Here is a 21960-nt window from a genome sequence, read left to right as displayed (position 1 = left end):
CCGCGACGGCGGATCGGGCTGTCAGCCGGCCTTGTCGGCGCTGCCTGTGCCTTCGAGGGAAGTCGATGCTGCATGCGTCTGCTCGGCGGGGGTGTCGTCCTCGCTCTGCGTTTCGCCTGCCAGGCGCTCCTGCTCGCGCTTCCTTTCGATCATCCGGGCGGTCCAGATGGAAATCTCGTAAAGAAGGATCGTGGGAAGGGCAAGGCCGATCTGGCTGACGGGATCGGGCGGGGTGAGCACGGCCGCCACCACGAAGGCGATCACGATCGCCCATTTGCGCTTCTCTGCCAGCCCCCGCGAGCTCACCAGGCCGACACGCGCCATCAGCGTGGTCACCACCGGCAGCTGGAACACCAGGCCGAAGGAAAAGATCAGCGTCATGATGAGGCTGAGGTACTCCGACACCTTGGGCAGCAGCGAGATCTGGACCTCGCCGTCTCCTCCCGCCTGCTGCATGGCGAGGAAGAACCACATCACCATGGGCGTGAAGAAGAAATAGACCAGCGCCCCGCCCATCAGGAACAGGATCGGCGATGCGACGAGGAACGGCAGGAAGGCGGAGCGCTCGTTCTTGTACAGCCCCGGCGCCACGAACTTGTAGACCTGCGAGGCGATCAGCGGGAAAGCGATCACCAGACCGCCGAACATGGCGAGCTTGATCTGGGTGAAGAAGAATTCCTGCGGCGCCGTGTAGATCAGCTCGACCTTCTGCGGATCGAGCCCGGCCCACTGCGTCGCCCACTTGAAGGGGATGACGAGCAGGTTGAACAACTGCTTGGCGAAGAAAAAGCAGACGAGGAAGGCCACGAAGAAGCCGCCGATGGACCAGATCAGCCGCGTCCTGAGCTCGATCAGGTGCTCGATCAGCGGCGCCGATGACTTGTCGATCTCGTCGTCTTCGGCGCTCACGTGGATTTTCCTGCCTTGGTCGTCTTTTTGGGCGCGGACTTGGCCGGCTTGGCCTTCGGCTCGCCAGCGGCCTTTGCCGCACTGGCCTTCGGCGCGGCCGTCTTGGCGGCGGCAGCGCCTGTCGTCTTGGCCTTGGAAGCGGGCCTTGCCTCGGCCTTCGCCTTGGCAGCCGCCTTCGGCTTGGCCGTTTCGGCCGCAGCCGGCGTAGCTGTCGCTGGCGCCGGGGTCGACCGGGCCTCCGCTGCCGGGAACACCGGCGGCGACGTCGGCATCGCCTCCGGACCGGCGACGCCCGGCATCGCGGTTGCACCCGCCTTGAGCGGCTCGGCCGGCTGGGCAGCCGCATCCGCCGCCGCAGCTTCAGCGATCTCCGCCGGTGTCGGCTTCATCGCCGAATCGAAGCCGCTGCGGATGTCGGCCGCGGCCTTTTCGAACGGATTGAGCTGCTTGCGGATTTCGTTCGCCGGATTGAGGCCCCGGATCGCGTCGACCGACTTCTTGACGTCGTCGAGTTCCGCCTCTTTCAGGGCCTCGTTGAACTGCCGCTGGAAGTCGCCCGCCATGGAGCGCGCCTTGGCCGTCATGCGCCCGAAGGTTCGGAGCATGCGCGGCAAATCCTTCGGCCCGACGACCACGATCATGACGATCGCGATCACCAGCATTTCGGTCCAGCCGATTTCAAACATGGCGATGCGGTCCGGCTAACGGCGGAATGGGCTCAGCTCTTGCTGGCCTTTTCCTTGCCCGGGTTCACGGTCTCGTCGGCGCGGTGTTCGACCGTCTTGGTGTCGTCGGAATCGTCTTCCGACATGCCCTTCTTGAAGCTCTTGATGCCCTTCGCCATGTCGCCCATCAGTTCGGGAATCTTGCCGCGGCCGAACAGCAGCAGCACGACGACCAGCACGATCAGCCAGTGCCAGATTGAAAAGGAACCCATTGAACTCTCTCTCGAACTGTTTCCTGGGATTGATCTAGGCTTTTTCGCCGCCGGTTTCAAACACTAGAACGTCGGCTTTCCGCAACGAAAGCCAAATATCTCGCGCCTTGGCGGACAAAGCGCCGCAGCGGATGCGGGCACGCACCGGAGTCTCGGCCCCCGACACCGCCAGTTCCAGCAATTCCACCACGCCGAGATAGCGCCGGGTGATGATCCGGGCCTGGGTCTCGCCGGTCGTTTCGCTGACATCGATGCCGTTTAGCCGCACGGCAACCTGTACGTCTGTACCGTCGGCGATGCTGGTCTCGACCTCGCCGATGGGCGTCTCCGCATAACCGTCGACCACGCGCGCCGGAAATACGTTGAGTTCCGAGAAGAAACCGGCGACGAACAGGTTCTCCGGGCGAAGATAGAGGTCTTCCGCCCTGCCCGTCTGCACCAGGCGTCCGTCCTTGAGCAGCGCGATGCGGTCGCCCATGCGCATCGCCTCTTCGGCGTCGTGGGTGACGACGATGGCCGTGGCGCGGCTTTCGCGCAGGATGGCGAGCGTTTCGGCCCGCACCGAATCCTTGAGACGTGAATCGAGGCCGGAGAACGGTTCGTCCATGAGCAGGACTGCCGGTCTCGGGGCGAGCGCACGTGCGAGCGCCACGCGCTGCTGCTCTCCACCCGACAGCGCATGTGGATAGTTGTCGGCGTAGTGCTCCAGCCCGACGCGCGACAGCGCAATCAGCGCCTCGCGCCTGCCCTCCTCGCGCGACAGCGCCGTCAGCCCGAAGCGGACATTGTCGACGATGGTCAGATGCGGGAACAGCGCGAAATCCTGGAACACCAGGCCGATCGAACGTTGTTCCGGCGGCAGGAACACGGACGGACCGGCGATCTCCTTGCCATTGAGCAGCACCCTGCCCGAGCTCTGCGCCTCTATGCCGGCGGCGATCCTGAGCAGTGTCGTCTTGCCCGAGCCGGAGGGGCCGAGCAGGCAAAGCACCTCGCCGGGTTCGGCGGCAAGGCTCAGGTCGCGCAGCGTCTCGGCCCCGTTGGCGAAGGAATGGCGGATGTTCTCGAACGCCAGACGCGCTGCAAAGGTCACACCCGCCGTCACGCGGGCCGCTGTCGTCTGGGCTTTGTTGGTCGTCACAGGATGAACCTCCGAGGCCGGTTCCTCACCGGCGCCGGTCAATCATCTGTGGCACGAGGTGTCAACAGGCCAAGCTCCTCGAGATCGATGTCCGTCAGCGGATCCTCGTCCTCGGCAAGCTGGTCCGGGTCGGCCGGCGGCAGCGGCACGGAGAAGCCCGGCGGCATGCGCGTCGACAGCAGTCCCGCCCCCTTCAGTTCCTCGATGCCCGGCAGGTCGCGTATCTCCTCGAGGCCGAAATGGTCGAGGAATTTTTCCGTCGTGCCGTAGGTCACGGGCCTGCCCGGCGTCTTGCGGCGGCCACGCATGCGCACCCATTCCGTCTCCATCAGCGTGTCGAGCGTACCCTTGGAGGTCTCGACGCCGCGAATGTCCTCGATCTCGGCGCGCGTCACCGGCTGGTGGTAGGCGATCACCGACAGCACCTCGAGTGCTGCACGCGACAGCTTCTTCTGCTGCACGGTGTCGCGGCTCATCAGGAAGGCGAGATCGCCGGCGGTGCGGAACGCCCAGGCGTCGGCGACGCGGATCAGGTTGACGCCGCGCCGCTCGTAGATGCGCTGCAGTTCCGCCATGGCGGCGGGCACGTCCACCCCTTCGGGCAGGCGCTGCACGAGCTGGCGCTCGCTCACCGGCTCGGCGCTGGCAAAGACGATGGCTTCGGCCATGCGGACGGCTTCCGCCAGATGCAGCCGGGCCGCGGGGTTGATCTCGACGGTCTTGCCGTCCTCGTCCTCGACAGAGAACGGAACGACATTCGATCCTTCGGTCATGACGCACCTTCGGTCTTGCGGGCGTGCTGGCGGTCGCGCAGGTAGATCGGCGAGAAAGGTTCGTGCTGCCTGATCTCGATATGTCCCTCGCGCACCATTTCGAGGCTCGCGGCAAAGGAACTGGCGATCGCCGTCGGCCGCTGCTCGGGGTTGGTCGTGTAGCGGATCAGGAAATGATCGAGCGAGGTCCAGTCGCTGAACTGACCGATCAGCCGGGTCAGTATCTCGCGCGCCTGCTTGAGCGACCACACCCCGCGCCTGGCGATCTGCACGTTGGTGATCGCCTGGCGCTGCCGTTGTCCGGCATAGGCGCTCAGGAGGTCATAGAGCGAGGCCGAATACTCGTTGCGCTTGTCGATGATGACCATCTCGGGTGCGCCGCGCGCAAAGACGTCGCGGCCGAGCCGATTGCGGTTGACGAGCCGGGCGGCCGCATCGCGCATCGCCTCGAGACGCTTCAGCCGGAACTGCAGCACCGCCGCGAGTTCCTCGCCGCTTTCGCCCTCTTCGCCCGGCTGCTTGGGGATCAGGAGCTTCGACTTGAGGAAGGCGAGCCAGGCGGCCATGACCAGGTAGTCGGCGGCGAGTTCGAGCCGCAGCGCCCGCGCCTGGGAGACGAAGTTGAGATACTGCTCCACGAGAGCCAGGATCGAGATGCGCGAGAGGTCGACCCTCTGGCTGCGGGCGAGATGCAGGAGCAGGTCGAGCGGCCCTTCGAAGCCGGCGACGTCGACGACCAGCGAAGGGTCGTCCGTCGTCCGGTCCTCGTCGGCGTTTTCCGCCCACAGGCGGTCCATCGGTGCTGGCTTTGCAGCCTTGCTTTCCAATGCTTCCGCCAAGATCCGCGCCTTCTGGTTGAGAGGCTATGCAACTGCCTCGAAATAGTGACCGAATTCTGCCCTGATCGACGCTTCGTCGTGGCCGTCGCCCGCCGTGATCGCCTTGAGCGCCGCTTCGGCGCGTTGCAGCGACTTGCCAACCAGCGGAAGGGCGCGCGAAGCGATGCCTTCCATCTCTTCCATCACCCCGTTGCAGTGAAGGACGAGATCGACGCCTGCCGCAAGGATCGCCGCCGACTTTGACGGGAAATCCCCAGAAAGTGCCTTCATCGAGGTATCGTCGCTGACCAGAAGCCCGTCGAAGGCGATCTCGCCGCGCACGATCTCCTCGATCACCTTGCGCGAAGTCGTGGCCGGCGCGTCGGGATCGACGGCACTATAGATGACGTGCGCGGTCATGGCGATCGGCAGGTGGTTGAGCGCCTTGAACGGCGCGAAGTCGTGGGCGCGCAGTTCGTCGAGCGGCGTAAGCACCGTGGGCAGCTCGAAATGCGTGTCCGCAGTCGCCCGGCCATGGCCTGGGATGTGCTTCATGACTGGCAGCACTCCGCCGGCAAGCAGGCCCTCGGCGGCGGCAAGGCCGAGAGCCGCCACGACGGCCGGGTCGCGGTCATAGGCGCGCGCGCCGATGACGTCGCTCGCCCCTTCCACGGGGACGTCGAGCACCGGAAGGCAATCTGCGGTGATGCCGTAGCGGCTCAGATCGAAGGCGTGCAGCCGCGCGTGCAGCCAGGCCGCCCTCAGTCCCGCCTCGCGGTCGCTCCGGTAGAGCGCGCCGAGCGCCCCGCCAGCCGGATAGTTGGGCGCCAGCGGCGGGCGCAGGCGCTGCACCCGGCCGCCCTCCTGGTCGATGAACACCGGGGCTTCCGGGCATCCCACGCTGTCGCGCATCGACGCGACCAGGTCGCGGATCTGCTCCGGCTCCTTGACGTTGCGGGCAAACAGGATGAACCCCCAGGGCCGTTCGCGCCGGTAGAACGCGACTTCTTCGGGAGTAAGCGAAAGGCCTGCACAGCCCAGGATCATCGATTTTGATTCGGTCATGTCGGGAAGCTTAGCGCCTTTTGCCAAGGGATAGAATCGCGCCGGATCGCGGCACGCAAATGAAAACGGCGCAGCAGAGCCGCGCCGTTCCCCATCGATGCCTCAGTCTGCCGGGCGTCACTTCGAGACGAAGCAGTTGCCACCGGCCGACTTGTAGCTTTCGCACAGCGCCACCGCATCGTTGCGGGTGCCGGCCGGCACGCGAACGCGCCAGAAGGTGCCCTTGCCGGCGATCTCGGCCTTGACGATGCTGACCTCGCGGCCGTTGAGCACGCCGTTGTAGCGGCGCAGCAGGTCCTGGTAGGTCGACTTGGCCGCCTCTTCGCTCGGCTGCGAGGCGATCTGCATGGCCCAGGCGCCAGCCGCGGCAGTCGTGGACGCCGCAGGCGTAAGCGCCGCCACCTGGTCAGGCTTGACCTCGCCAACCACGTTGACCGGCTGCTCGGACGGGCGCTGCGGCGCGATCGGGGCGCTGGCAGGCGTTTCGGCGGACTGCGCAGGCCTTGCCGGGGCCACCGGCGCGAGAGCCGGCTTGGCGGCGGCGGGAACGGTACCGGTCGCCCCGGCGCCAGGCTCGGCAACGCGCTGCGGTGCCGGATCGGCCGGTTCGGTCGCCGCCACCTGCGGTGCCGGAGCCGGGTCTTCGCGGGGGACCAGTGAGCCGTCGGGCCTCACCACCATGGTGCGCACCTTGCGCGGTGCAACAGCCGCGGTCTCGTCATCGGACACAGGCTGATCGGCCTCGATCGCCTGCTGAACGCGGTCCTCGGATTTCGGAGCGGCTGCCTGCTCTTGGCCTGCCGCGGCATTGTCGTTGGCACGCGCCTCGGCTTCCTGGGCCACGACGTCGATCGGCTCTTCAGTGTTGGTCACGAGCTTCTCTTGCGTCGGCGTGGCGGTCGCGCTCCCGCCCGCGACGCGGTCATAAACCTTGTTGTCCTGGTTGGGGACAATCGCACCGCCCGGGTTTTCGGGCCTGACCTTCATCGGGCCGTCATCGGCCTTGAGCACGACCGGGGTGTCGGCACCGTCGCTGCCGCCGAACGACAGGGCAAGCGCGCCGATACCGCCAACGACGGCGACCGCGCCGACGATGGCCGCGATCATCAGGCCGCGACGGGCAGGACGGGCCGGAACCGGCGAACCGGGCAGGTCGGAGGCTGCCATGGCCTCGTCGAAATCCGGATCGAAGGCGAACTCGTCATGCGATTCCCCGGGCTGCGGCGCTTCGCGTCCCTGCGGTGCGGTGCGCGCGCCGTGGCCGGCAAAGTGGTCGCCGCCCCTTGCGAAGGACCGGTCGCTGCCGGCATAGGCTGCGGCGGCCGAGGCAATGGCGCCGGTCGCTGCCGCGGCAGGAAATTCGGCCGGCCGCACAGGTGTCGCCTCGCGCAGCGCCTGGCGATCGAAGCCGGCTGCGTAAGGGTTCGACGCATAGCTTGACGATGCCGGGGCCGGCGCCGGCTCGGCTGCCTGCATCTCGTTCATCAGGCTGGAGAACTCGCCCTCAAGATCGTCGTAGGCGGAAGCCGGCGGCGTCTCGTCCTCGAACGTCAGCTCGGGAATGTCGAGGTCGTCGGCGAGCGCGATCGCCTTCTCGGGAACGTCGACCGTCTCGATGTCGGGCGCTTCGTCGACCGCCGAAACGGCCGCGAAGAGTTCCGCTTCGAGGTCGTCCTGCATGTCGTCGGTCGCCTCGATCTCCGGCTCGTAGGCGGGAACCTCGGTACGCGGCGCCTGGTAGCTGGCCACGACCGGAGCGGCGACCGCCGCGGCGACGGGCTGCGGCACTGCCAGCTGGGGCCTGTAGCCAGAGTAGTCCGGCATCGGCGACGAACGCGGCGCCACCGGCGTGCCGAGCCCCCAGCTGCGGGCATGCTCGTAACGCGAAGCCGCGAGCGGACGGTCCGGCGCGGGCTGGACCGGCGCCGCCACCGGCTCGACCGGTGCGGTTGCCTCGGCTTCGCTGCTGCGTTCGAACGCCAGGTCGAAGGCCTCGTCGTCGAAGCTTACTTCATCATCGGCCTGCCGATCGTAGGTCGGCTCGGCGTACGCCGGTTCCGCGTATGTCGGCTCGGCGTAGACGGGCTCGTCTGCCGCCGAAGCCACGGCATAGTCGGTCTCGACCGGCCGCGGCTCGATTTCGGCCGGCTGTGCCGGTGCCCAGAGCGACTTGGAATGGGCTGGCGCGTCCGCCGGCATGGCCGGTTCGGCCACCGGGCGAAGCGGCACGACGACCGGATTGGACAGAGCCCTGGCCTGGCTGCTCATGGTGCCCAGCAAGGCGTTGAGTTCGTCCTCGAGGCTGTCTTCCGAGCGCGCCGGCTGTGCTGCCGGTTCGGCCTGCTGCATAGCGACCGGTTCGTAGGCCGAAGCGGCGACAACCGGTGCCTCGTAGGCCGGCTCGTCGGTCAGGGCATCCTGCAGCCGGCGCTCGAACTCGTCATAGTCCTGCGCCTGTGCGACCGGAGCCGCCGCAGGCGTTTCCACGGCCATGTCTTCGTCCGAATAGGCAGTCGTCTCGACCGGCTCGTAACCGCCGAGGGTCATTTCCGTTTCATCCGCGGGCGCATGGCCGGCATCATCGGTGGAGGCGTAGACTGCCTCATCCTTCTCCGCCGATGCATAGGCGACGTCGCCGTGGACCGCAAAATCCATGTCGACATCGGCCAGGGCGGCGTCGAAAGCGACGTCGAGATCGGGCTCGGCCGGGGCCTCGTACACGGGCTGCGCCTCGACCACCGGCGCGGCAGCCTCCTCGGCCGGCAGCAACTCGTCCTCGAGCGTGAAATGCTGTTCGAATGATTCATCCAGTGCGTCGTCGAACGCCTGGCCGGCTTCCACTGTCGACGCGACATGCTGTTCACGGTCGACCTGCGGCGCAGTCTGGTATTCGAGCGCCCCGACCAGCCCGTCCTCGAGCGCGAGGCCCTCGTCGAACGAGGCGGCGACCGCGTCGTCGAACGCGCCATCGGCCTCGAATTCGGGCTCCGGGGCTCGCCCGTAGGCCGGCTCCTGGGCAGCATAGGCCTGGGCGGTATAGGGCTCGTATTCGGACTCTGAGGCAAACTGCGGCGCCGCCGGCTCCTCGTAGGCCGCGGCCGCCTCGCGTTCGGGCGCAGCCGCCAGGTCCTCGCCGGCCAATTCGCCAAGCAGTTCCTTTTCCAGGTCGATGCCGAAATCGTCGTCCATCGCCGGCTCCGCACGTCCCGTGGGCGCGCCGGAATCCTGGCGCACCACCGGCTGGCGTGGGTCGAAGCCCATGATCCGCGTCAGTTCAGCGAACGGATCCTCGTCGGCGAAATCATTCTTGTTGTCGGCGATCTTCAGCTGGGTTCTGTCTGCCATTAGTTTTCCCGAACTCGCACTTTTCGGACATCCGAAGACATCGCGTAAGGTTGGCCCTTACCAGCGCAATGTGGGCAAAAGGTGACAGGAAATCCCAGGAAACCTAGCGCATTTCGGTGGGGGCTTCCGCTCCGATCAACGCCAGGCCCGACGTCAAGACGTCCGAAACAGCCTGCACCAGCCCGAGTCTGGCATAGGTCAATTCTGGATCGTTAACCTTAACAAAGCGTAAGTCGGGATTGTCCGTTCCACGGTTCCAGTGTCCGTGGAAGGTGCTGGCGAGGTCGTAGAGGTAGAATGCCAGCCTGTGCGGCTCCATCGACTGTGCCGCGGCCTCGATCAGCCGCGGATATTCCGCGAGCTTCTTCACCAGCGCGATCTCGCCTTCGTCGGTCAGCCGGTCGACATGGGCCATGAGATTGACGCGGCCGAGATCGACGTCGCCGAGTTGCTCCCTGGCTTGCCGGAACACCGAATGGGTGCGCGCGGACGCGTACTGGACGTAGAAGACCGGATTGTCCTTGGACTGCTCGGTCACCTTGGCGAAGTCGAAGTCCAGCGGCGCGTCGCTCTTGCGGTAGAGCATCATGAAGCGGATCGCATCGCGACCAACCTCCTCGACCACCTCGCGCAGGGTAATGAACTCCCCCGCCCGCTTGGACATGCGCACCGGCTCGCCGTCGCGGAACAGCTTGACCAGCTGGCACAGCAGCACGTCGAGCTTCACCGTCCCGCCAGTCACCGCTCGCGCCAGCGCCTCCATGCGCTTGACGTAGCCGCCATGGTCGGCGCCGAGCACGAACACCAGCTCCTCGAAGCCGCGATCGACCTTGTCCTTGAGGTAGGCCACGTCGGCGGCGAAATAGGTGAACGAGCCATCCGACTTGATCAGCGGCCGGTCCATGTCGTCGCCGACCTCGGTCGAGCGGAACAGCGTCTGCTCGCGGTCTTCCCACTCGTCCGGCTTCTCGCCCTTGGGAGGCGGCAGCTTGCCCTTGTAGATGTGGCCCTTGAGCGTCAGGTCGCTGATCGCCGAGCGGATCGCCTTGGCGTTGTCGGCATGCAGCGTGCGCTCGGAGAAGAACACCTCGTGGCGCACGTTGAGGAGCGCCAGATCCTCGCGGATCATCTCCATCATGGCGTCGATGGTGCGCTCCTTGACGATGGCCAGCGCCTCGTCCTCGGGCATCTCCAGCAGTTTCGGACCGAATTCCTTGGCCAGCGCCTGGCCGACCGGCACGAGATAGTCGCCCGGATAGAGCCCGGCAGGGATGTCGCCGATCGCCTCGCCCAGCGCCTCGCGATAGCGCAGCATCACCGAACGGCCGAGCACGTCGATCTGCACGCCGGCGTCGTTGATGTAATATTCCTTGGTCACGTCGTAACCGGCGAAGTCGAGGATGTTGGCGAGCGCATCGCCCACCACCGCGCCGCGGCAATGGCCGACATGCATCGGGCCGGTCGGGTTGGCCGAGACATATTCGACGTTGACGCGCTTCTTGTTGCCGATGGTCGAGCGGCCGTAGTCGGCGCCGCTCACGAGCAGGCCGGCGAGGTGCTTCTGCCAGAAACCGTCCTTGAGCCTGAGGTTGACGAAGCCGGGTCCGGCGACCTCGGCCGTGGCGACGTCGGCATCCTTGGCGAGTTCCGCAACCAGCCGTTCGGCCAGCGCCCGCGGGTTCTGCCCGGTCGGCTTTGCCAGCACCATGGCCGCGTTGGTCGCAAGATCGCCGTGGCTGGCGTCGCGCGGCGGCTCCACGGCAATGCGCGTCAGGTCGAGCGCACCGCCATCTTTCGGAGTCAATTCAAGCGCTTCGACGGCTTTGGTGATCCGCTCGTTGAAATCGGCGAAAATGTTCATCTGCTCGGCTCTGCATGGCATTGCGTGTCGACCGGCAAGAATGCCGGAAAAAGTGCGCCCGGCCTAAACCAAATCGGGCGTATGGTCAAACAAACGTCGGTGCTCCTTGACCGCATAGGTGTCGGTCATGCCGGCCAGGAAATCGGCCACCGCCCTCGCCTTGACCCGTTCCTCGCAGCGGTCGAGCCCTTCGCGCCAGCCCTCGGGCATGGCGCGCGGATCGGTGAAATAGGCATCGAACAGCTCGCGCACGATGGTGTCGGCGTTGGCGCGCACGCGCATCACCTCGGGGTGGCGATACATGTTGCGGTAGAGGAAGGCCTTGAGCTCCTTCTCCAGCACCGTCATCTCGTCGGAGAACGTCACCAGCGCCTCGCCGGCCGCCCTCACCTCGTCGGCGCTTTGCGGCTTCAGGCGCTCGATCCTGGCCGCCGCCGTCGAAATCACGTCCTCGACGAAGATGGTGATCTGCCGGCGCATCAACTCGTGGCCGGTGCGCACGGCATCCAGCGCCGGATAGCGCTCGCGCACCCCGCGCAGGATCTTCGCCGGCAGCGCCACTTCGCCCAGCATGTCCAGCGTCAGCAGCCCGGCCCTCAGCCCATCGTCGATGTCATGGGTGTTGTAGGCGATGTCGTCGGCGATCGCCGCGCACTGGGCCTCGAGGCTGGCAAAGCGATCGAGTTCGAGGTCGTGAAGCTCGCAATAGTCGAGGATCGCCTGCGGCACAGGGCCCTTCAGCCCCTTGCCCGTGGCGTCGGTCAGCGGGCCATTGTGCTTGACCAGCCCTTCCAGCGTCTCCCAGGTGAGGTTGAGGCCGTCGAACTCGGCATAACGCCGCTCGAGCTTGGTCACCACGCGCAGCGACTGGGCGTTGTGGTCGAAGCCACCCCAGGCGGCCATCCTGGCGTTCAGCGCGTCCTCGCCGGTGTGGCCGAAGGGCGTGTGGCCGAAGTCATGCACCAGTGCGATCGCCTCGGCCAGGTCCTCGTCGCAGCGCAGCGCGCGGGCCAGCGCGCGCGCGATCTGCGCCACCTCGATGGTGTGGGTCAGCCGGGTGCGGAAATGGTCGCCCTCATGCGCGACGAACACCTGGGTCTTGTGCTTGAGGCGGCGGAAGGCCGTCGAATGGATGATGCGGTCGCGGTCGCGCTGGAAGGGCGTGCGCGTCGGGCTCTCGACCTCGTCGACGAAGCGCCCGCGCGAGCGCGCCGGATCGCAGGCATAGGCCGCCCGCGGGCGATAGCCGAAGCCGATGTCGCCAAGTTGCCGCTCGCCGTCCATGCTCCCCACCAGTTGACTTGCCCCAGGTCGCTTCATACCTATCATGGGAAACCGAACGCAAGGTGACGCCAATGGGCGCAGATGCCAAGACCGCAATGAAAGTCGAGATGACCGACGCCGCAGCCAGGCGCATCGCCAAGATCGTCGCCGGCGAGCCGGGCAAGACGGCGCTGCGCATCTCGGTCGAGGGCGGCGGCTGCTCCGGCTTCTCCTACAAGTTCGATCTCGTCGAAAGCGCGAACGCCGACGACATCGCCATCGAGAAGGATGGCGCGACGCTGCTGATCGACGACCTGTCGCTCGTCTACATGGGCGGTTCGGTGGTCGATTTCGTCGACGACCTGATGGGCCAGTCGTTCCAGATCAAGAACCCCAACGCGGTCGCTGGCTGCGGCTGCGGCACCAGCTTCTCAGTCTAGCATGAGCCCGCCTCGAGCGCTCCGCCAGGTTGCGCTCTCGGCCGGCCGGGACATCGACGCCACGCTCGGCTTCTGGCTCGACGTGCTCGGCCTGCCCGTGCACGCCCGCTACGATCCGCCCGGCATCGCCTTCATCGTCGTCGGCTACGTGCGCCTGTTCTTCACCGGCGGCGTGCCGCAAGGCACCGTCTATCTCGACATCGACGATCTCGCGGCCTTCCACCGGAAGGCAGCCGACGATGGAATCGCCTTCACCGCAGCACCCGCGCTGATGCACCGCGATACAGCGGGCGTCTTCGGCCCGGCCGGCGAAAGCGAATGGATGGCCTTCCTCAAGGATCCCGCCGGCAACACGATCGGCCTTGTGGAGCGCAAGCCGGACTGACGCCGGCAGCGCCCGAAATGAAAAAGGCCGCCCTGTGGCGGCCTTTTCCGGTTTCATTTGTGCACGATCACGCTTCCGAAGCCATCGCCGCTTCGCGGATCTCGGCTTCGTCGAGCTTGGTGCCGTTGAAGAAGGCGTTGAGCACGACGGCCGATACCGACGCCAGGAGGATGCCCGACTCGATCAGCGGGTGGATGCCGCGCGGCAGCCACATCTTGAAGTCGGGCGCGATGAGCGGGATCATGCCGAAGCCGACCGACACCGCCACGACGAACAGGTTGTTGCGGTTGGTCTTGAAGTCGACATTCGCCAAGATGCGGATGCCGGTCGCCGCGACCATGCCGAACATCACCAGTCCCGCACCGCCGAGCACGAAGGTCGGCAGGGCCTCGACGAGCGCGCCCATCTTCGGCACGAGGCCGAGGAAGATCAGGATCACGCCGCCGGCGACGCAGACGAAGCGGCTCTTCACGCCGGTGACGCCCACCAGGCCGACATTCTGCGAGAAGCTCGTATACGGGAAGGTGTTGAACAGGCCGCCGATGAGCGTGCCGAGGCCGTCGGTGCGCAGGCCCGCGGAGAGCATGGGCTGCGTCACCTTCTTGCCCGTCATGTCGCCGAGTGCCAGGAACATGCCGGTGGATTCGATCATGACGACGATCATCACCAGCACCATGGTGACGATGAGGATCGGGTCGAAGATCGGCATGCCGAAGCGCAGCGGCGTGACGAGTTCGAACCAACCGGCCGATGCAACCTTGTCGAAGCTCATCATGCCCAGCGCCGCGGTGATGACGCCGCCGATGACGATGCCGAGCAGGACCGCGATGTTGGCGACGAAGCCCTTGCCGAACTTGGCGATGGCCAGGATCGACACCAGCACGATGGCCGAGATCAGGATGTTGGTGGGCGGCGCATAGGCGACGTTCGACACGGTCGCTGCGAGCGCCAGCTTGTCGGGTATCGGCGGGATCGTCGAGCCGGTCGCGGCGGCCATCTCGGTCACCGACTTCAGCCAGGCGGCATGTTCGGGCGCCACGATGCGTGGCGCGGTCGGACCGACCGGATTGCCGAAGATCCAGTTGATGCCGATGCGCATCAGCGATGCGCCGATCACGACGATGATCGTTCCCGTGACCACCGGCGGGAAGAAGCGCAGCATGCGGCTGACCAGCGGCGCGATCAGCAGCGAGACGATGCCGGCGCCGATGATGGCGCCGAAGATCATGCGGGCGCCGTCCGGTCCCTGGTTGGCGTTGGCCATGGCCACCATCGGGCCAACGGCGGCGAAGGTCACGCCCATCATGACCGGCAGCTTGATGCCAAACCACTGGGTCGCGCCGAGCGACTGGATGATGGTGACGACGCCGCAGACGAACAGGTCGGCGGAGATCAGGAAGGCGACCTGTTCAGGGTCGAGCTTGAGTGCGCGCCCGATGATGAGCGGCACGGCGATTGCGCCGGCATACATGACCAGCACATGCTGGATTCCGAGCGCAGCAAGACGAGGCGCGGGCAGCACCTCGTCCACAGGATGTGGACTGATTGACATGGCATTGTTCCCCTTTTGCCAACCGGTCCCAATATGCCAAAGGAAACCGGTTCCCTTCCTCCGAAGGATGATGCAGGATCGTCTGGAACGGCCTCAGCGGCTATCAAGAATTATTTGAAATAATCGCGTGATTTTCATGAAGATCGTGACCTGGAATATCAACGGCGTAAGAGCCCGCATCGACAACTTGCTGCATTGGCTCAAGGAGAGCGATCCGGACATCGTCTGCCTGCAAGAAATCAAGTCGGTGGACGAACAGTTCCCGCGACTGGAAGCTGAAGCGCTCGGCTACAATGTCGAAACACACGGCCAAAAAGGCTTCAATGGCGTGGCAATACTGTCGAAGCTCCGCTTCGACGAAGTCAATCGCGGCCTGCCCGGAGATGATTCGGACGAACAGTCGCGCTTTATCGAAGGCGTCTTCTCGACCGACAAGGGCGCGCTGCGCGTCGTCTCACTGTACCTGCCCAACGGCAATCCGGTCGGCTCGGATAAGTTCCCCTACAAGCTGTCGTGGATGGCGCGACTGGAAAAGTGGGCGGCCGAGCGGCTGGCGCTGGAGGAAGCACTCGTGCTCGCCGGCGACTACAACGTCATCCCGGAAGCCGTCGACGCCCGTTTTCCGGAGCAATGGCTGGGCGACGCCCTGTTCCAGCCGGAAACGCGCCAGGCCTTCCGCCGGCTGCAGAACCTCGGCTTCACCGAAGCGATCCGTGCCGTGACCGACAGGCCGGACGTCTACACCTTCTGGGACTATCAGGCCGGCGCCTGGCAGAAGAACAACGGCATCCGCATCGATCATCTGCTGCTGTCGCCCGAGGCTGCGAACCGGTTCGGCTCGGCATCGGTCGAAAAGCACGTGCGCGCATGGGAAAAGCCCTCCGACCACGTGCCCGTGGCCGTCCACCTCGACCTGGCGGCGGCTTAGCGATTTTCCGTCAGGAACCGCATCAAGACAAAGAGATAGAGCGTTTTTCGCGATTCGAAGAAAAACGGAAACGCCCTGAGATGACGCTGCAGGAATGGCTCGCCTGCGGGCAAGCCATGTTGAGCCGGACCGATTGTCTGGAAGTCGGGCCGGCACGCAGGGCCTTATGCCCAGGCCGCCCAGAGCCGCGCCTCGACGAGCCTACTGGTTGCCCTTCTTGAGGATGTCCTCTGCGAGCGAGATCGCCGTGCGGCGGTCGGACTCGTCGGCGAGCGCGAAGGCCTCCTCCTGCATGCCCCTGATCCAGGGCTGGTCGACAGGGGTCGCTCGCTCCAGCGCGGCCGTCATCATGGCGAGGCCGCGCACTACCTTGCCGCTCTGGAACAGCAGGTTGCCAAGCGTCGCCTGGGCGCCGGCATGGCCCTTTTCGGCGGCCAGCTGCAGCCACCGCCCGGCCTGCCGGACGGATGCCTTGACGCCGCCATCCCCGTTCAGGAACATCTTGCCCATCTCGAACTGGGCGTTCGGATTGCGGTAGTTGGCAGCGGCGCGCATGTAATATTCCTGCGCCGCGACCGGGTCTGCCGCCACCGGGCTACCGGGAATGCCCTGCTTCATGTAGCCGCCGAGCGCCACCAGCGCGTCCGAGACATAGCTCTCCTCGGGCGAGCCGGGTTCGACATCCTGCTCGGCGATCTCGTTGAAGAACTTGAAGGCCTCGTAGTCGTCCTGGGCGACGCCGTCGCCCTCGGCATACATGCGCGCGAGCTTCCAGGTGGCGCCGATCTGGCCGTTTTCGGCCGCGTAGCGATATGCCTCGACGGCCTGGTCCTTGTGGCCGTTCTTGTAGGCGGAGTAGCCGAACTGGAAGACGGCCCACGGGTTGGACTGCGGCTTCACCCCGGTCTTGTCGTCGAAGACCTTGTCGTCGAAGGCCAGCGCATTGCCGGCCGCGCCGAGAAGGGCGGCGGCGACGAGCGCAGAATACGCAGATATCCTAACCAACTCAGAGACCCGCATGGCCATGCATTTCTTTCACCCCACCGAGGTGGGCCACCGCACCGTCGCGGTTCGCCGCGACGGATTGGGCATAATTCCATGTCGTTCCCTCCGGCCCGCGGCCGGCAGAAAACGGCTTCCAGTCACTCGCCCTCTCCGCTGGCTCGGCCCCGGATCGCATTGCTGCGCCGAGGCGCGCACGGTCCGAGACGTCACCCGAACGAAGATGCCCTGAATTTTCGGCCAAAGTACGGCCATGCGGGCGAAGCCGGCGCAAAGGCAACCGCACCACCGCGAGGTGGCCGACCGACTGCTTGGCCGTAAAGATCGCCTTGGCGTCCATTTTCGTCCCTGCCGCACCATTGCGGCTCATGTCGAGTCTCCGCCACGGTCCTGTCGCGGTCCGAAGACCTCTTCGGGGTGCGCCGGGTTTATGGCGGGAAATGGGCAATTGCCCTCTCCAGCCGCATAGCCGAAAGCATGGAGAAAAAGTGTTGCGGAATCGTCACATTCCGTGGCGCGCGAGCCACACATGGTTTCCGAAGCGCAAACGACCGGCGGGCAACAAAAAAGCCGGGCGCGAGGCCCGGCTTCGTGTGGAAGCGGCGGTGGTTACCACTTGACCTTGTAGGAGGCAGTGACGGCGGTCGCCCAGCCGCTGTCGACAGCCGAGTTGTCGGCTGGATTGTACGGGCTCGGATACTTGGTTTCCTCGGCGGACGTCAGGTACGACAGGCCGACGCCAGCCCGCAATTCGCCGCCCCACTGGTCCTTGAACGACCCGCCGACGCCGAGCGTGTAAGTATCGCTGGAATGGTCGTAGCCCGTTCCGACGCCACGGTCCCAGGTCAGGCTGACAGTACCGGCGATGCGGTCGGTGAACGAATGCGCCACGCCGCCGGTGACGGTCCAGCCGTCCTTCCAGTAATATTCGTTGCGGCTGATAATGGCGCCGTTCGTGCGAACCACATCCAGAGTCTTGTTGACGCTCCAGTCAGTCCACTTCACCGAACCATAGGCCAGCCAGCCGGGGGCAACACCGGACTGAAGCTTCATTTCAACGCTTTGCGGGACTTCGCCGATACCTAGTGCAGGGATAGAACCGAGCGGCGTCGTCAAGGTACCTTCCGCGCCGTAGGAGGTGCCGGAGCGATACATGACTTGCGCACGCAGCGCGATCTCCGTGATGTCGTAGGCAAGTCCAACGCGATAGCCGACGTCTGTGCCATTCAAAGTTAGTGTAACCGGGCGATAAACACCCGGCGCCACTTGCATCACATTCGCCCGGTCATAGTCGAAGTTCTCGGCAAACACGCCGCCCAGGACCCAAAGGCGGCCCTTGCCCATGTCGAAATTGACGCCGCAGGTCGCGCCGAATTCATTGAGGACGAACTCCTCCTTGACCTTGCCCGTCAACGTGCCGGGAAACTCCCAGGCGCCGGAACCGCCGAACGGCTGGGTGTAGGTGCCCGCGCAATTGAGGTTGTCGAATATCTTGAACTTCACCGCAGCCGACGGGATGACGTAGGTTTCGAACGGATCCGTCCCCACGAGATGGGGCGCCGATGGATTCGACGTGTACTTGCGGCTCGGGCTGACGATCGTCACGCCCGTCCGCAGGTTGAAGTTCCCTTCCTCGAAGAGAATGTCCGTATCGGCCGCGCCTCGCGAAAACCCGCCGGCCTGTGCTGCGCCCGCGGCAAGCATCGTCAGCGCCGTTGCCCCCAGCAGCGTCTTGAGACGAAGGTTGGTCATGGTGTCCTCTCCCGAAAAGCTCGTGAGCCGAATTGAACGGCTTCATTGTCGTCGGGCAACATTGATTTTTTGCCAACGCCGACAGGCCGGACCTGCGCGCCCGCCGACGCGCCAAGCTTTCCTCTTACGGAAACGTCAATTTCGACGATTCCGCATTTGGTCGGGCAAGAAATTCCAGGAATTTCCGCCCGCGTTCTTCCGGAAATCGCGATTTTTGGGGTATTTCGGCCGGCTGTTACATTTTGGCAACAATCGGGCGGAAAATGGTTACAGCGACCACAATTCCGCTGCGGCATGCCGCTTTTGCTGGCAGCCGCCGGCCTGCTGCAGCCTGAGGCTGCAGCAGGCCACCACGTCGAATCGTCAGCTGGCTTCGCGCACCCGGGCAAGCGCCGTGTCGAGCTTCTGCTGGGTCAGCCGGTAGTCTTCCAGCTTCTCGCGCTCGGCGGCAACGATCTCCTCGGGAGCGCCGGCCACGAACTTTTCGTTCGACAGCTTCTTGTGCAGCCGGGCGATCTCCTCGGTCGTCTTGGCGAGCTCCTTCTGCAGGCGCGCCGCCTCGGCCGTCAGGTCGATGAGCGTGCCCAGCGGCAGGCAGGCCGTGGCCTCGCCGGCGACGATCTGCGCCGATCCCTTGGGTGCGGCGTCCGCCTGGGTGATCTCGCCGACGCGCGCCAGCCGGGCGATCGCCGACTGGTGCCGCTTCAGGCGCCCCAGCGTCTCGGCCTTGGCCCCGACGAAGACCAGCGGGGCGATCGCCGCCACCGGCACGTTCATCTCCGAGCGCACCGAGCGGATGCCGGAAACGAGGTCGACCAGCCAGTTGATCTCGGCCGCTGCCTCGGCGTCCTCGAAGTCGGGCGACGGCCAGGCGGCATGGCACAGCAGCGACGGCCGCTCCTTGCCCTCGCCCGCCGTATGCGCCCAGAGCTCTTCCGTCATGAACGGCATCATCGGGTGCAGCAGCTTGTAGACCTCGTCGAGCACGAAGGCTGCAACCGCCTGGGTCTCGGCCTTGGCGGCCTCGTCCTCGCCCATGAAGATCGGCTTCAGCAGTTCCAGATACCAGTCGCAGAAGGTGTTCCAGACGAAGCGGTAGGCAGCGCCCGCCGCCTCGTTGAAGCGGTAGGTGGCGATCGCATCGGTGACCTCGCGCGAGGCGCGGGTGAGTTCGGTCAGGATCCAGCGGTTGACGGTCAGCTTGGCGTCGTTGAGCCAGAAGTCGTCGTTGCGCTTGACCCCGTTCATCTCGGCGAAGCGGGTGGCGTTCCAGAGCTTCGTGCCGAAATTGCGATAGCCGGCGATGCGCGCCGGGTCGAGCTTCACGTCGCGGCCCTGCGCGGCCATGATGGCGAGCGTGAAACGCAGCGCGTCGGCACCATATTCGTCGATCAGTTCGAGCGGGTCGATGACGTTACCCTTCGACTTCGACATCTTCTGGCCGTTCTTGTCGCGGACCAGCGCGTGCACGTAGACCGTGTGGAACGGCTCCTCCTCCATGAAGTGCAGGCCCATCATCATCATGCGGGCGACCCAGAAGAAGATGATGTCGAAGCCGGTCACCAGCACGTCGGTCTGGTAATAGGTGTCGAGCTCGGGCGTCTTGTCGGGCCAGCCGAGCGTCGAGAACGGCCACAGCGCCGACGAGAACCAGGTGTCGAGCACGTCCTCGTCGCGGGTCAGGATCTTGCCCGGCTCGAAATTCTCGAGCTGCTCCTCGACCCAGGCCTTCCACGGGCCCTCGAGCGCGAGATAGTGCTGGACGGCGACGTCCAGCGCCTCCTCCTCGGTGCGCTCGACGAAGACCTGTCCGTCGGGACCATACCAGGCCGGGATCTGATGCCCCCACCACAGCTGGCGCGACACGCACCAGGGCTGGATGTTCTCCATCCAGTCGAAATAGGTCTTCTCCCAGTTCTTGGGCACGAAGTTGGTGCGGCCCTCGCGCACGCTCTTGATCGCCGGCTTGGCCATCTCGGCGGCGTTGACGTACCATTGGTCGGTGAGGAAGGGCTCGATCGGCACGCCGCCGCGGTCGCCATGCGGCACCATGTGCTTGTGCGGCTCGATCTTGTCGAGGAACCCGCCCTCTTCCATGAGGCTGACGACCAGCTTGCGCGCCTCGAAGCGGTCCAGGCCCTGCAGTTGCGCCCAGACGCCCTCGCGCATTTCGGTACGGTCCGCGCCGGCGAGGAAATCCTCGTTGTCGACGATGTTGATCCTGGCCTCGACCGTCAGCACGTTGATCTGCGCCAGGTCGTGGCGCTTGCCGACTTCGAAGTCGTTGAAGTCGTGCGCCGGCGTGATCTTCACCGCGCCCGTGCCCTTCTCGGGATCGGAATACTCATCGGCGACGACCGGGATCTTGCGCCCGACGATCGGCAGGATGACGTTCCTGCCGACCAGCGCCTTGTAGCGCTCGTCCTCGGGATGCACGGCAACCCCACTGTCGCCCAGCATCGTCTCGGGACGGGTGGTCGCAACCGTGATGTAGGTCCTGGGGTTCTCCGGATCGTAGACCTCGCCCTCGACCGGATAGCGGAAGTGCCAGAGGTTGCCGTTGACCTCGTGCTGCTCGACCTCGAGGTCGGAGATCGCGGTCAGAAGCTTGGGGTCCCAGTTCACAAGGCGCTTGTCCTTGTAGATCAGGCCCTGCTTGTGCAGCGTGACGAAGACCTCGATGACCGCCTTGGACAGGCCCTCGTCCATGGTGAAGCGCTCGCGCGACCAGTCGCAGGAGGCGCCCAGCCGCTTGAGCTGGTTGAAGATCATGCCGCCGGACTCGGCCTTCCACTCCCACACCTTGTCGACGAACTGCTCGCGGGTCAGGTCGCGGCGATGGATCTGCCTTTCCATCAGCTTGCGCTCGACCACCATCTGCGTGGCGATGCCGGCATGGTCCATGCCCGGCTGCCAGAGCACGTTCTTGCCGCGCATGCGCTCGAAGCGGACGAGGATGTCCTGCAACGTGTTGTTGAGCGCATGCCCCATGTGCAGCGAACCGGTCACGTTCGGCGGCGGGATCACGATGGTGAAGGGCTCGGCGCCTTCGGCGGCGCCGGCGCCCGCGCGGAAGGCGTCCGCCTCTTCCCACGTCTTGGCAATCTTGGGCTCGACGGTCTTGGCGTCGTAGGTCTTCTCAAGCATCGGAATTGGTTCCGTTCGGTCCGGATTTTCTGTCCGGTGTAAATCGGATGGGTGCGGTCAAGTCAACAGCGCCACCGGCATGCTGCCGAAACGAAAACGCCGCCCGAAGGCGGCGCTTTCATGGTCGGTGCCTCAAAAATCACTGTGCGCCGCGCGCGATGCGCTCGATCTCCTCGCGCACCAGCTTCTCCACCAGCGTGGGCAGGTTGTTGTCGAGCCAGTCCTGCAGCATCGGCCGCATCATCTCGGCCGCGATCTCGTCGAACGACATGCGGCTGCGCGCGGCGTAGGCGCCGTTCAGCTCGCCGAACGCGGCCGAAACCTGGCGCCCCGCGACATCCGAGATCAGTGCCGGCTTCGTCGCCATCGGCTCCGGAGCGGCCGGTTGCTCGACGAGATTGCCGGCCGGAGCCGGTGCGACAGCGGCGACGGGCGCCGGGCCGGCCAGCTGCTCCATCTGCTCGACGGCCCGGGTCGGCGAAGGCGACCAGCTCGCGGCGACCGGCCGCGCTGGAACGGTCGCCTCGATCCTCGGCGCGCTGGTCTCGGTCGCGGCCGGCTTCACCGGCTCGGCGGACGGCCAACCAACGCGGGAGTCCTGCACCGCGGGCTTGGCGGGCGGAGCAACCTCCGCCTTCACCT

General features: G+C 65.6%; 18 protein-coding genes and 1 pseudogene. 3 read left to right on the top strand and 16 right to left on the bottom strand.

The features are described 5' to 3' along the window. Window positions 1-21 precede the first annotated feature (21 nt). From tatC to J2X50_RS12610, 10 genes are all read right to left on the bottom strand, one after another. Window positions 22-909: a twin-arginine translocase subunit TatC gene (gene tatC, locus J2X50_RS12655; RefSeq protein WP_429095352.1), complete on the bottom strand. Its 888-nt coding sequence runs from the start codon at window positions 907-909 to the stop codon at window positions 22-24. Beyond that, entirely contained in the window at window positions 906-1595 is a 690-nt protein-coding gene (gene tatB, locus J2X50_RS12650; RefSeq protein ID WP_429095351.1) for a Sec-independent protein translocase protein TatB, read from the bottom strand. The genes tatC and tatB overlap by 4 nt, the downstream gene beginning before the upstream one ends. Before the next feature lie 32 nt (window positions 1596-1627). Beyond that, the gene (locus tag J2X50_RS12645) at window positions 1628-1846 is read right to left on the bottom strand and encodes a twin-arginine translocase TatA/TatE family subunit (RefSeq protein WP_340037448.1); all 219 of its coding nucleotides are present in this window, start codon (window positions 1844-1846) and stop codon (window positions 1628-1630) included. Window positions 1847-1880: 34 nt separating this feature from the next. Next, window positions 1881-2987 (bottom strand): ABC transporter ATP-binding protein, encoded by a 1107-nt coding sequence (locus J2X50_RS12640; protein WP_429095348.1) that lies wholly within the window; start codon window positions 2985-2987, stop codon window positions 1881-1883. Between the two features lie 38 nt (window positions 2988-3025). Next, window positions 3026-3760, bottom strand: a complete 735-nt coding sequence (scpB, locus tag J2X50_RS12635; protein WP_429095346.1) for an SMC-Scp complex subunit ScpB — start codon at window positions 3758-3760, stop codon at window positions 3026-3028. Next, window positions 3757-4557 (bottom strand): segregation and condensation protein A, encoded by an 801-nt coding sequence (locus J2X50_RS12630; RefSeq protein ID WP_429095565.1) that lies wholly within the window; start codon window positions 4555-4557, stop codon window positions 3757-3759. Before J2X50_RS12630 ends, scpB begins: the two co-directional genes overlap by 4 nt. 66 nt (window positions 4558-4623) lie before the next feature. Beyond that, a complete protein-coding gene (gene nagZ / locus J2X50_RS12625) occupies window positions 4624-5643 on the bottom strand; it encodes a beta-N-acetylhexosaminidase (RefSeq protein WP_429095343.1) in 1020 nt (339 codons plus the stop codon). Between the two features lie 117 nt (window positions 5644-5760). Beyond that, entirely contained in the window at window positions 5761-8988 is a 3228-nt protein-coding gene (locus J2X50_RS12620) for an SPOR domain-containing protein (RefSeq protein WP_429095340.1), read from the bottom strand. Between the two features lie 103 nt (window positions 8989-9091). Continuing rightward, window positions 9092-10849, bottom strand: coding sequence for an arginine--tRNA ligase (gene argS / locus J2X50_RS12615; protein WP_429095337.1), 1758 nt, complete (start codon window positions 10847-10849; stop codon window positions 9092-9094). Window positions 10850-10912: 63 nt separating this feature from the next. After that, the gene (locus J2X50_RS12610; protein WP_429095335.1) at window positions 10913-12133 is read right to left on the bottom strand and encodes a deoxyguanosinetriphosphate triphosphohydrolase; all 1221 of its coding nucleotides are present in this window, start codon (window positions 12131-12133) and stop codon (window positions 10913-10915) included. Window positions 12134-12204: 71 nt separating this feature from the next. Here J2X50_RS12610 and erpA point away from each other — a divergent pair, with 71 nt between their 5' ends. Both erpA and J2X50_RS12600 read left to right on the top strand, forming a co-directional pair. After that, entirely contained in the window at window positions 12205-12552 is a 348-nt protein-coding gene (erpA, locus tag J2X50_RS12605; RefSeq protein ID WP_340037457.1) for an iron-sulfur cluster insertion protein ErpA, read from the top strand. 1 nt (window position 12553) lies between these two features. Beyond that, the gene (locus J2X50_RS12600) at window positions 12554-12937 is read left to right on the top strand and encodes a VOC family protein (RefSeq protein ID WP_429095332.1); all 384 of its coding nucleotides are present in this window, start codon (window positions 12554-12556) and stop codon (window positions 12935-12937) included. Between the two features lie 67 nt (window positions 12938-13004). Here the strand turns inward: J2X50_RS12600 and J2X50_RS12595 are convergent, their stop codons facing one another. After that, window positions 13005-14489 carry a nucleobase:cation symporter-2 family protein gene (locus tag J2X50_RS12595; protein WP_429095330.1) on the bottom strand — a complete coding sequence of 495 codons (1485 nt, stop codon included), beginning with the start codon at window positions 14487-14489 and terminating at the stop codon, window positions 13005-13007. 136 nt (window positions 14490-14625) lie between these two features. Here J2X50_RS12595 and xth point away from each other — a divergent pair, with 136 nt between their 5' ends. After that, window positions 14626-15417 carry an exodeoxyribonuclease III gene (xth, locus tag J2X50_RS12590; RefSeq protein WP_429095327.1) on the top strand — a complete coding sequence of 264 codons (792 nt, stop codon included), beginning with the start codon at window positions 14626-14628 and terminating at the stop codon, window positions 15415-15417. 201 nt (window positions 15418-15618) lie between these two features. Here the strand turns inward: xth and J2X50_RS12585 are convergent, their stop codons facing one another. The 5 genes and pseudogenes from J2X50_RS12585 to J2X50_RS12565 form a co-directional block, all read right to left on the bottom strand. Next, window positions 15619-16437 carry a tetratricopeptide repeat protein gene (locus tag J2X50_RS12585; RefSeq protein ID WP_429095562.1) on the bottom strand — a complete coding sequence of 273 codons (819 nt, stop codon included), beginning with the start codon at window positions 16435-16437 and terminating at the stop codon, window positions 15619-15621. Further along, window positions 16424-16789, bottom strand: coding sequence for a hypothetical protein (locus J2X50_RS12580; protein ID WP_429095325.1), 366 nt, complete (start codon window positions 16787-16789; stop codon window positions 16424-16426). Before J2X50_RS12580 ends, J2X50_RS12585 begins: the two co-directional genes overlap by 14 nt. 239 nt (window positions 16790-17028) lie before the next feature. Next, complete coding sequence (locus J2X50_RS12575; protein ID WP_429095322.1) at window positions 17029-18171, bottom strand: OmpP1/FadL family transporter; 1143 nt, start codon at window positions 18169-18171, stop codon at window positions 17029-17031. A gap of 363 nt (window positions 18172-18534) precedes the next feature. Then, window positions 18535-21318, bottom strand: coding sequence for a valine--tRNA ligase (locus J2X50_RS12570; protein ID WP_429095320.1), 2784 nt, complete (start codon window positions 21316-21318; stop codon window positions 18535-18537). Window positions 21319-21457: 139 nt separating this feature from the next. Further along, window positions 21458-21739: pseudogene (locus J2X50_RS12565) on the bottom strand (PopZ family protein); the annotation flags it as partial. Window positions 21740-21960: the final 221 nt, after the last annotated feature.

It is taken from the genome of Aminobacter sp. BE322 (genome assembly GCF_050433525.1).
GTDB lineage: Bacteria > Pseudomonadota > Alphaproteobacteria > Rhizobiales > Rhizobiaceae > Aminobacter.
This window is presented reverse-complemented; position numbering and strand designations above follow the sequence as displayed.

Excerpts from the sequence above, each read along its gene's own strand:
- tatB (WP_429095351.1), bottom strand. The coding sequence starts at position 1,595 with ATGTTTGAAATCGGCTGGACCGAAATGCTGGTGATCGCGATCGTCATG.
- J2X50_RS12645 (WP_340037448.1), bottom strand. The coding sequence starts at position 1,846 with ATGGGTTCCTTTTCAATCTGGCACTGGCTGATCGTGCTGGTCGTCGTG.
- scpB (WP_429095346.1), bottom strand. The coding sequence starts at position 3,760 with ATGACCGAAGGATCGAATGTCGTTCCGTTCTCTGTCGAGGACGAGGAC.
- J2X50_RS12630 (WP_429095565.1), bottom strand. The coding sequence starts at position 4,557 with ATGGACCGCCTGTGGGCGGAAAACGCCGACGAGGACCGGACGACGGAC.
- nagZ (WP_429095343.1), bottom strand. The coding sequence starts at position 5,643 with ATGACCGAATCAAAATCGATGATCCTGGGCTGTGCAGGCCTTTCGCTT.
- J2X50_RS12620 (WP_429095340.1), bottom strand. The coding sequence starts at position 8,988 with ATGGCAGACAGAACCCAGCTGAAGATCGCCGACAACAAGAATGATTTC.
- argS (WP_429095337.1), bottom strand. The coding sequence starts at position 10,849 with ATGAACATTTTCGCCGATTTCAACGAGCGGATCACCAAAGCCGTCGAA.
- J2X50_RS12610 (WP_429095335.1), bottom strand. The coding sequence starts at position 12,133 with ATGGACGGCGAGCGGCAACTTGGCGACATCGGCTTCGGCTATCGCCCG.
- erpA (WP_340037457.1), top strand. The coding sequence starts at position 12,205 with ATGGGCGCAGATGCCAAGACCGCAATGAAAGTCGAGATGACCGACGCC.
- J2X50_RS12600 (WP_429095332.1), top strand. The coding sequence starts at position 12,554 with ATGAGCCCGCCTCGAGCGCTCCGCCAGGTTGCGCTCTCGGCCGGCCGG.
- J2X50_RS12595 (WP_429095330.1), bottom strand. The coding sequence starts at position 14,489 with ATGTCAATCAGTCCACATCCTGTGGACGAGGTGCTGCCCGCGCCTCGT.
- xth (WP_429095327.1), top strand. The coding sequence starts at position 14,626 with ATGAAGATCGTGACCTGGAATATCAACGGCGTAAGAGCCCGCATCGAC.
- J2X50_RS12585 (WP_429095562.1), bottom strand. The coding sequence starts at position 16,437 with ATGCGGGTCTCTGAGTTGGTTAGGATATCTGCGTATTCTGCGCTCGTC.
- J2X50_RS12580 (WP_429095325.1), bottom strand. The coding sequence starts at position 16,789 with ATGAGCCGCAATGGTGCGGCAGGGACGAAAATGGACGCCAAGGCGATC.
- J2X50_RS12575 (WP_429095322.1), bottom strand. The coding sequence starts at position 18,171 with ATGACCAACCTTCGTCTCAAGACGCTGCTGGGGGCAACGGCGCTGACG.
- J2X50_RS12570 (WP_429095320.1), bottom strand. The coding sequence starts at position 21,318 with ATGCTTGAGAAGACCTACGACGCCAAGACCGTCGAGCCCAAGATTGCC.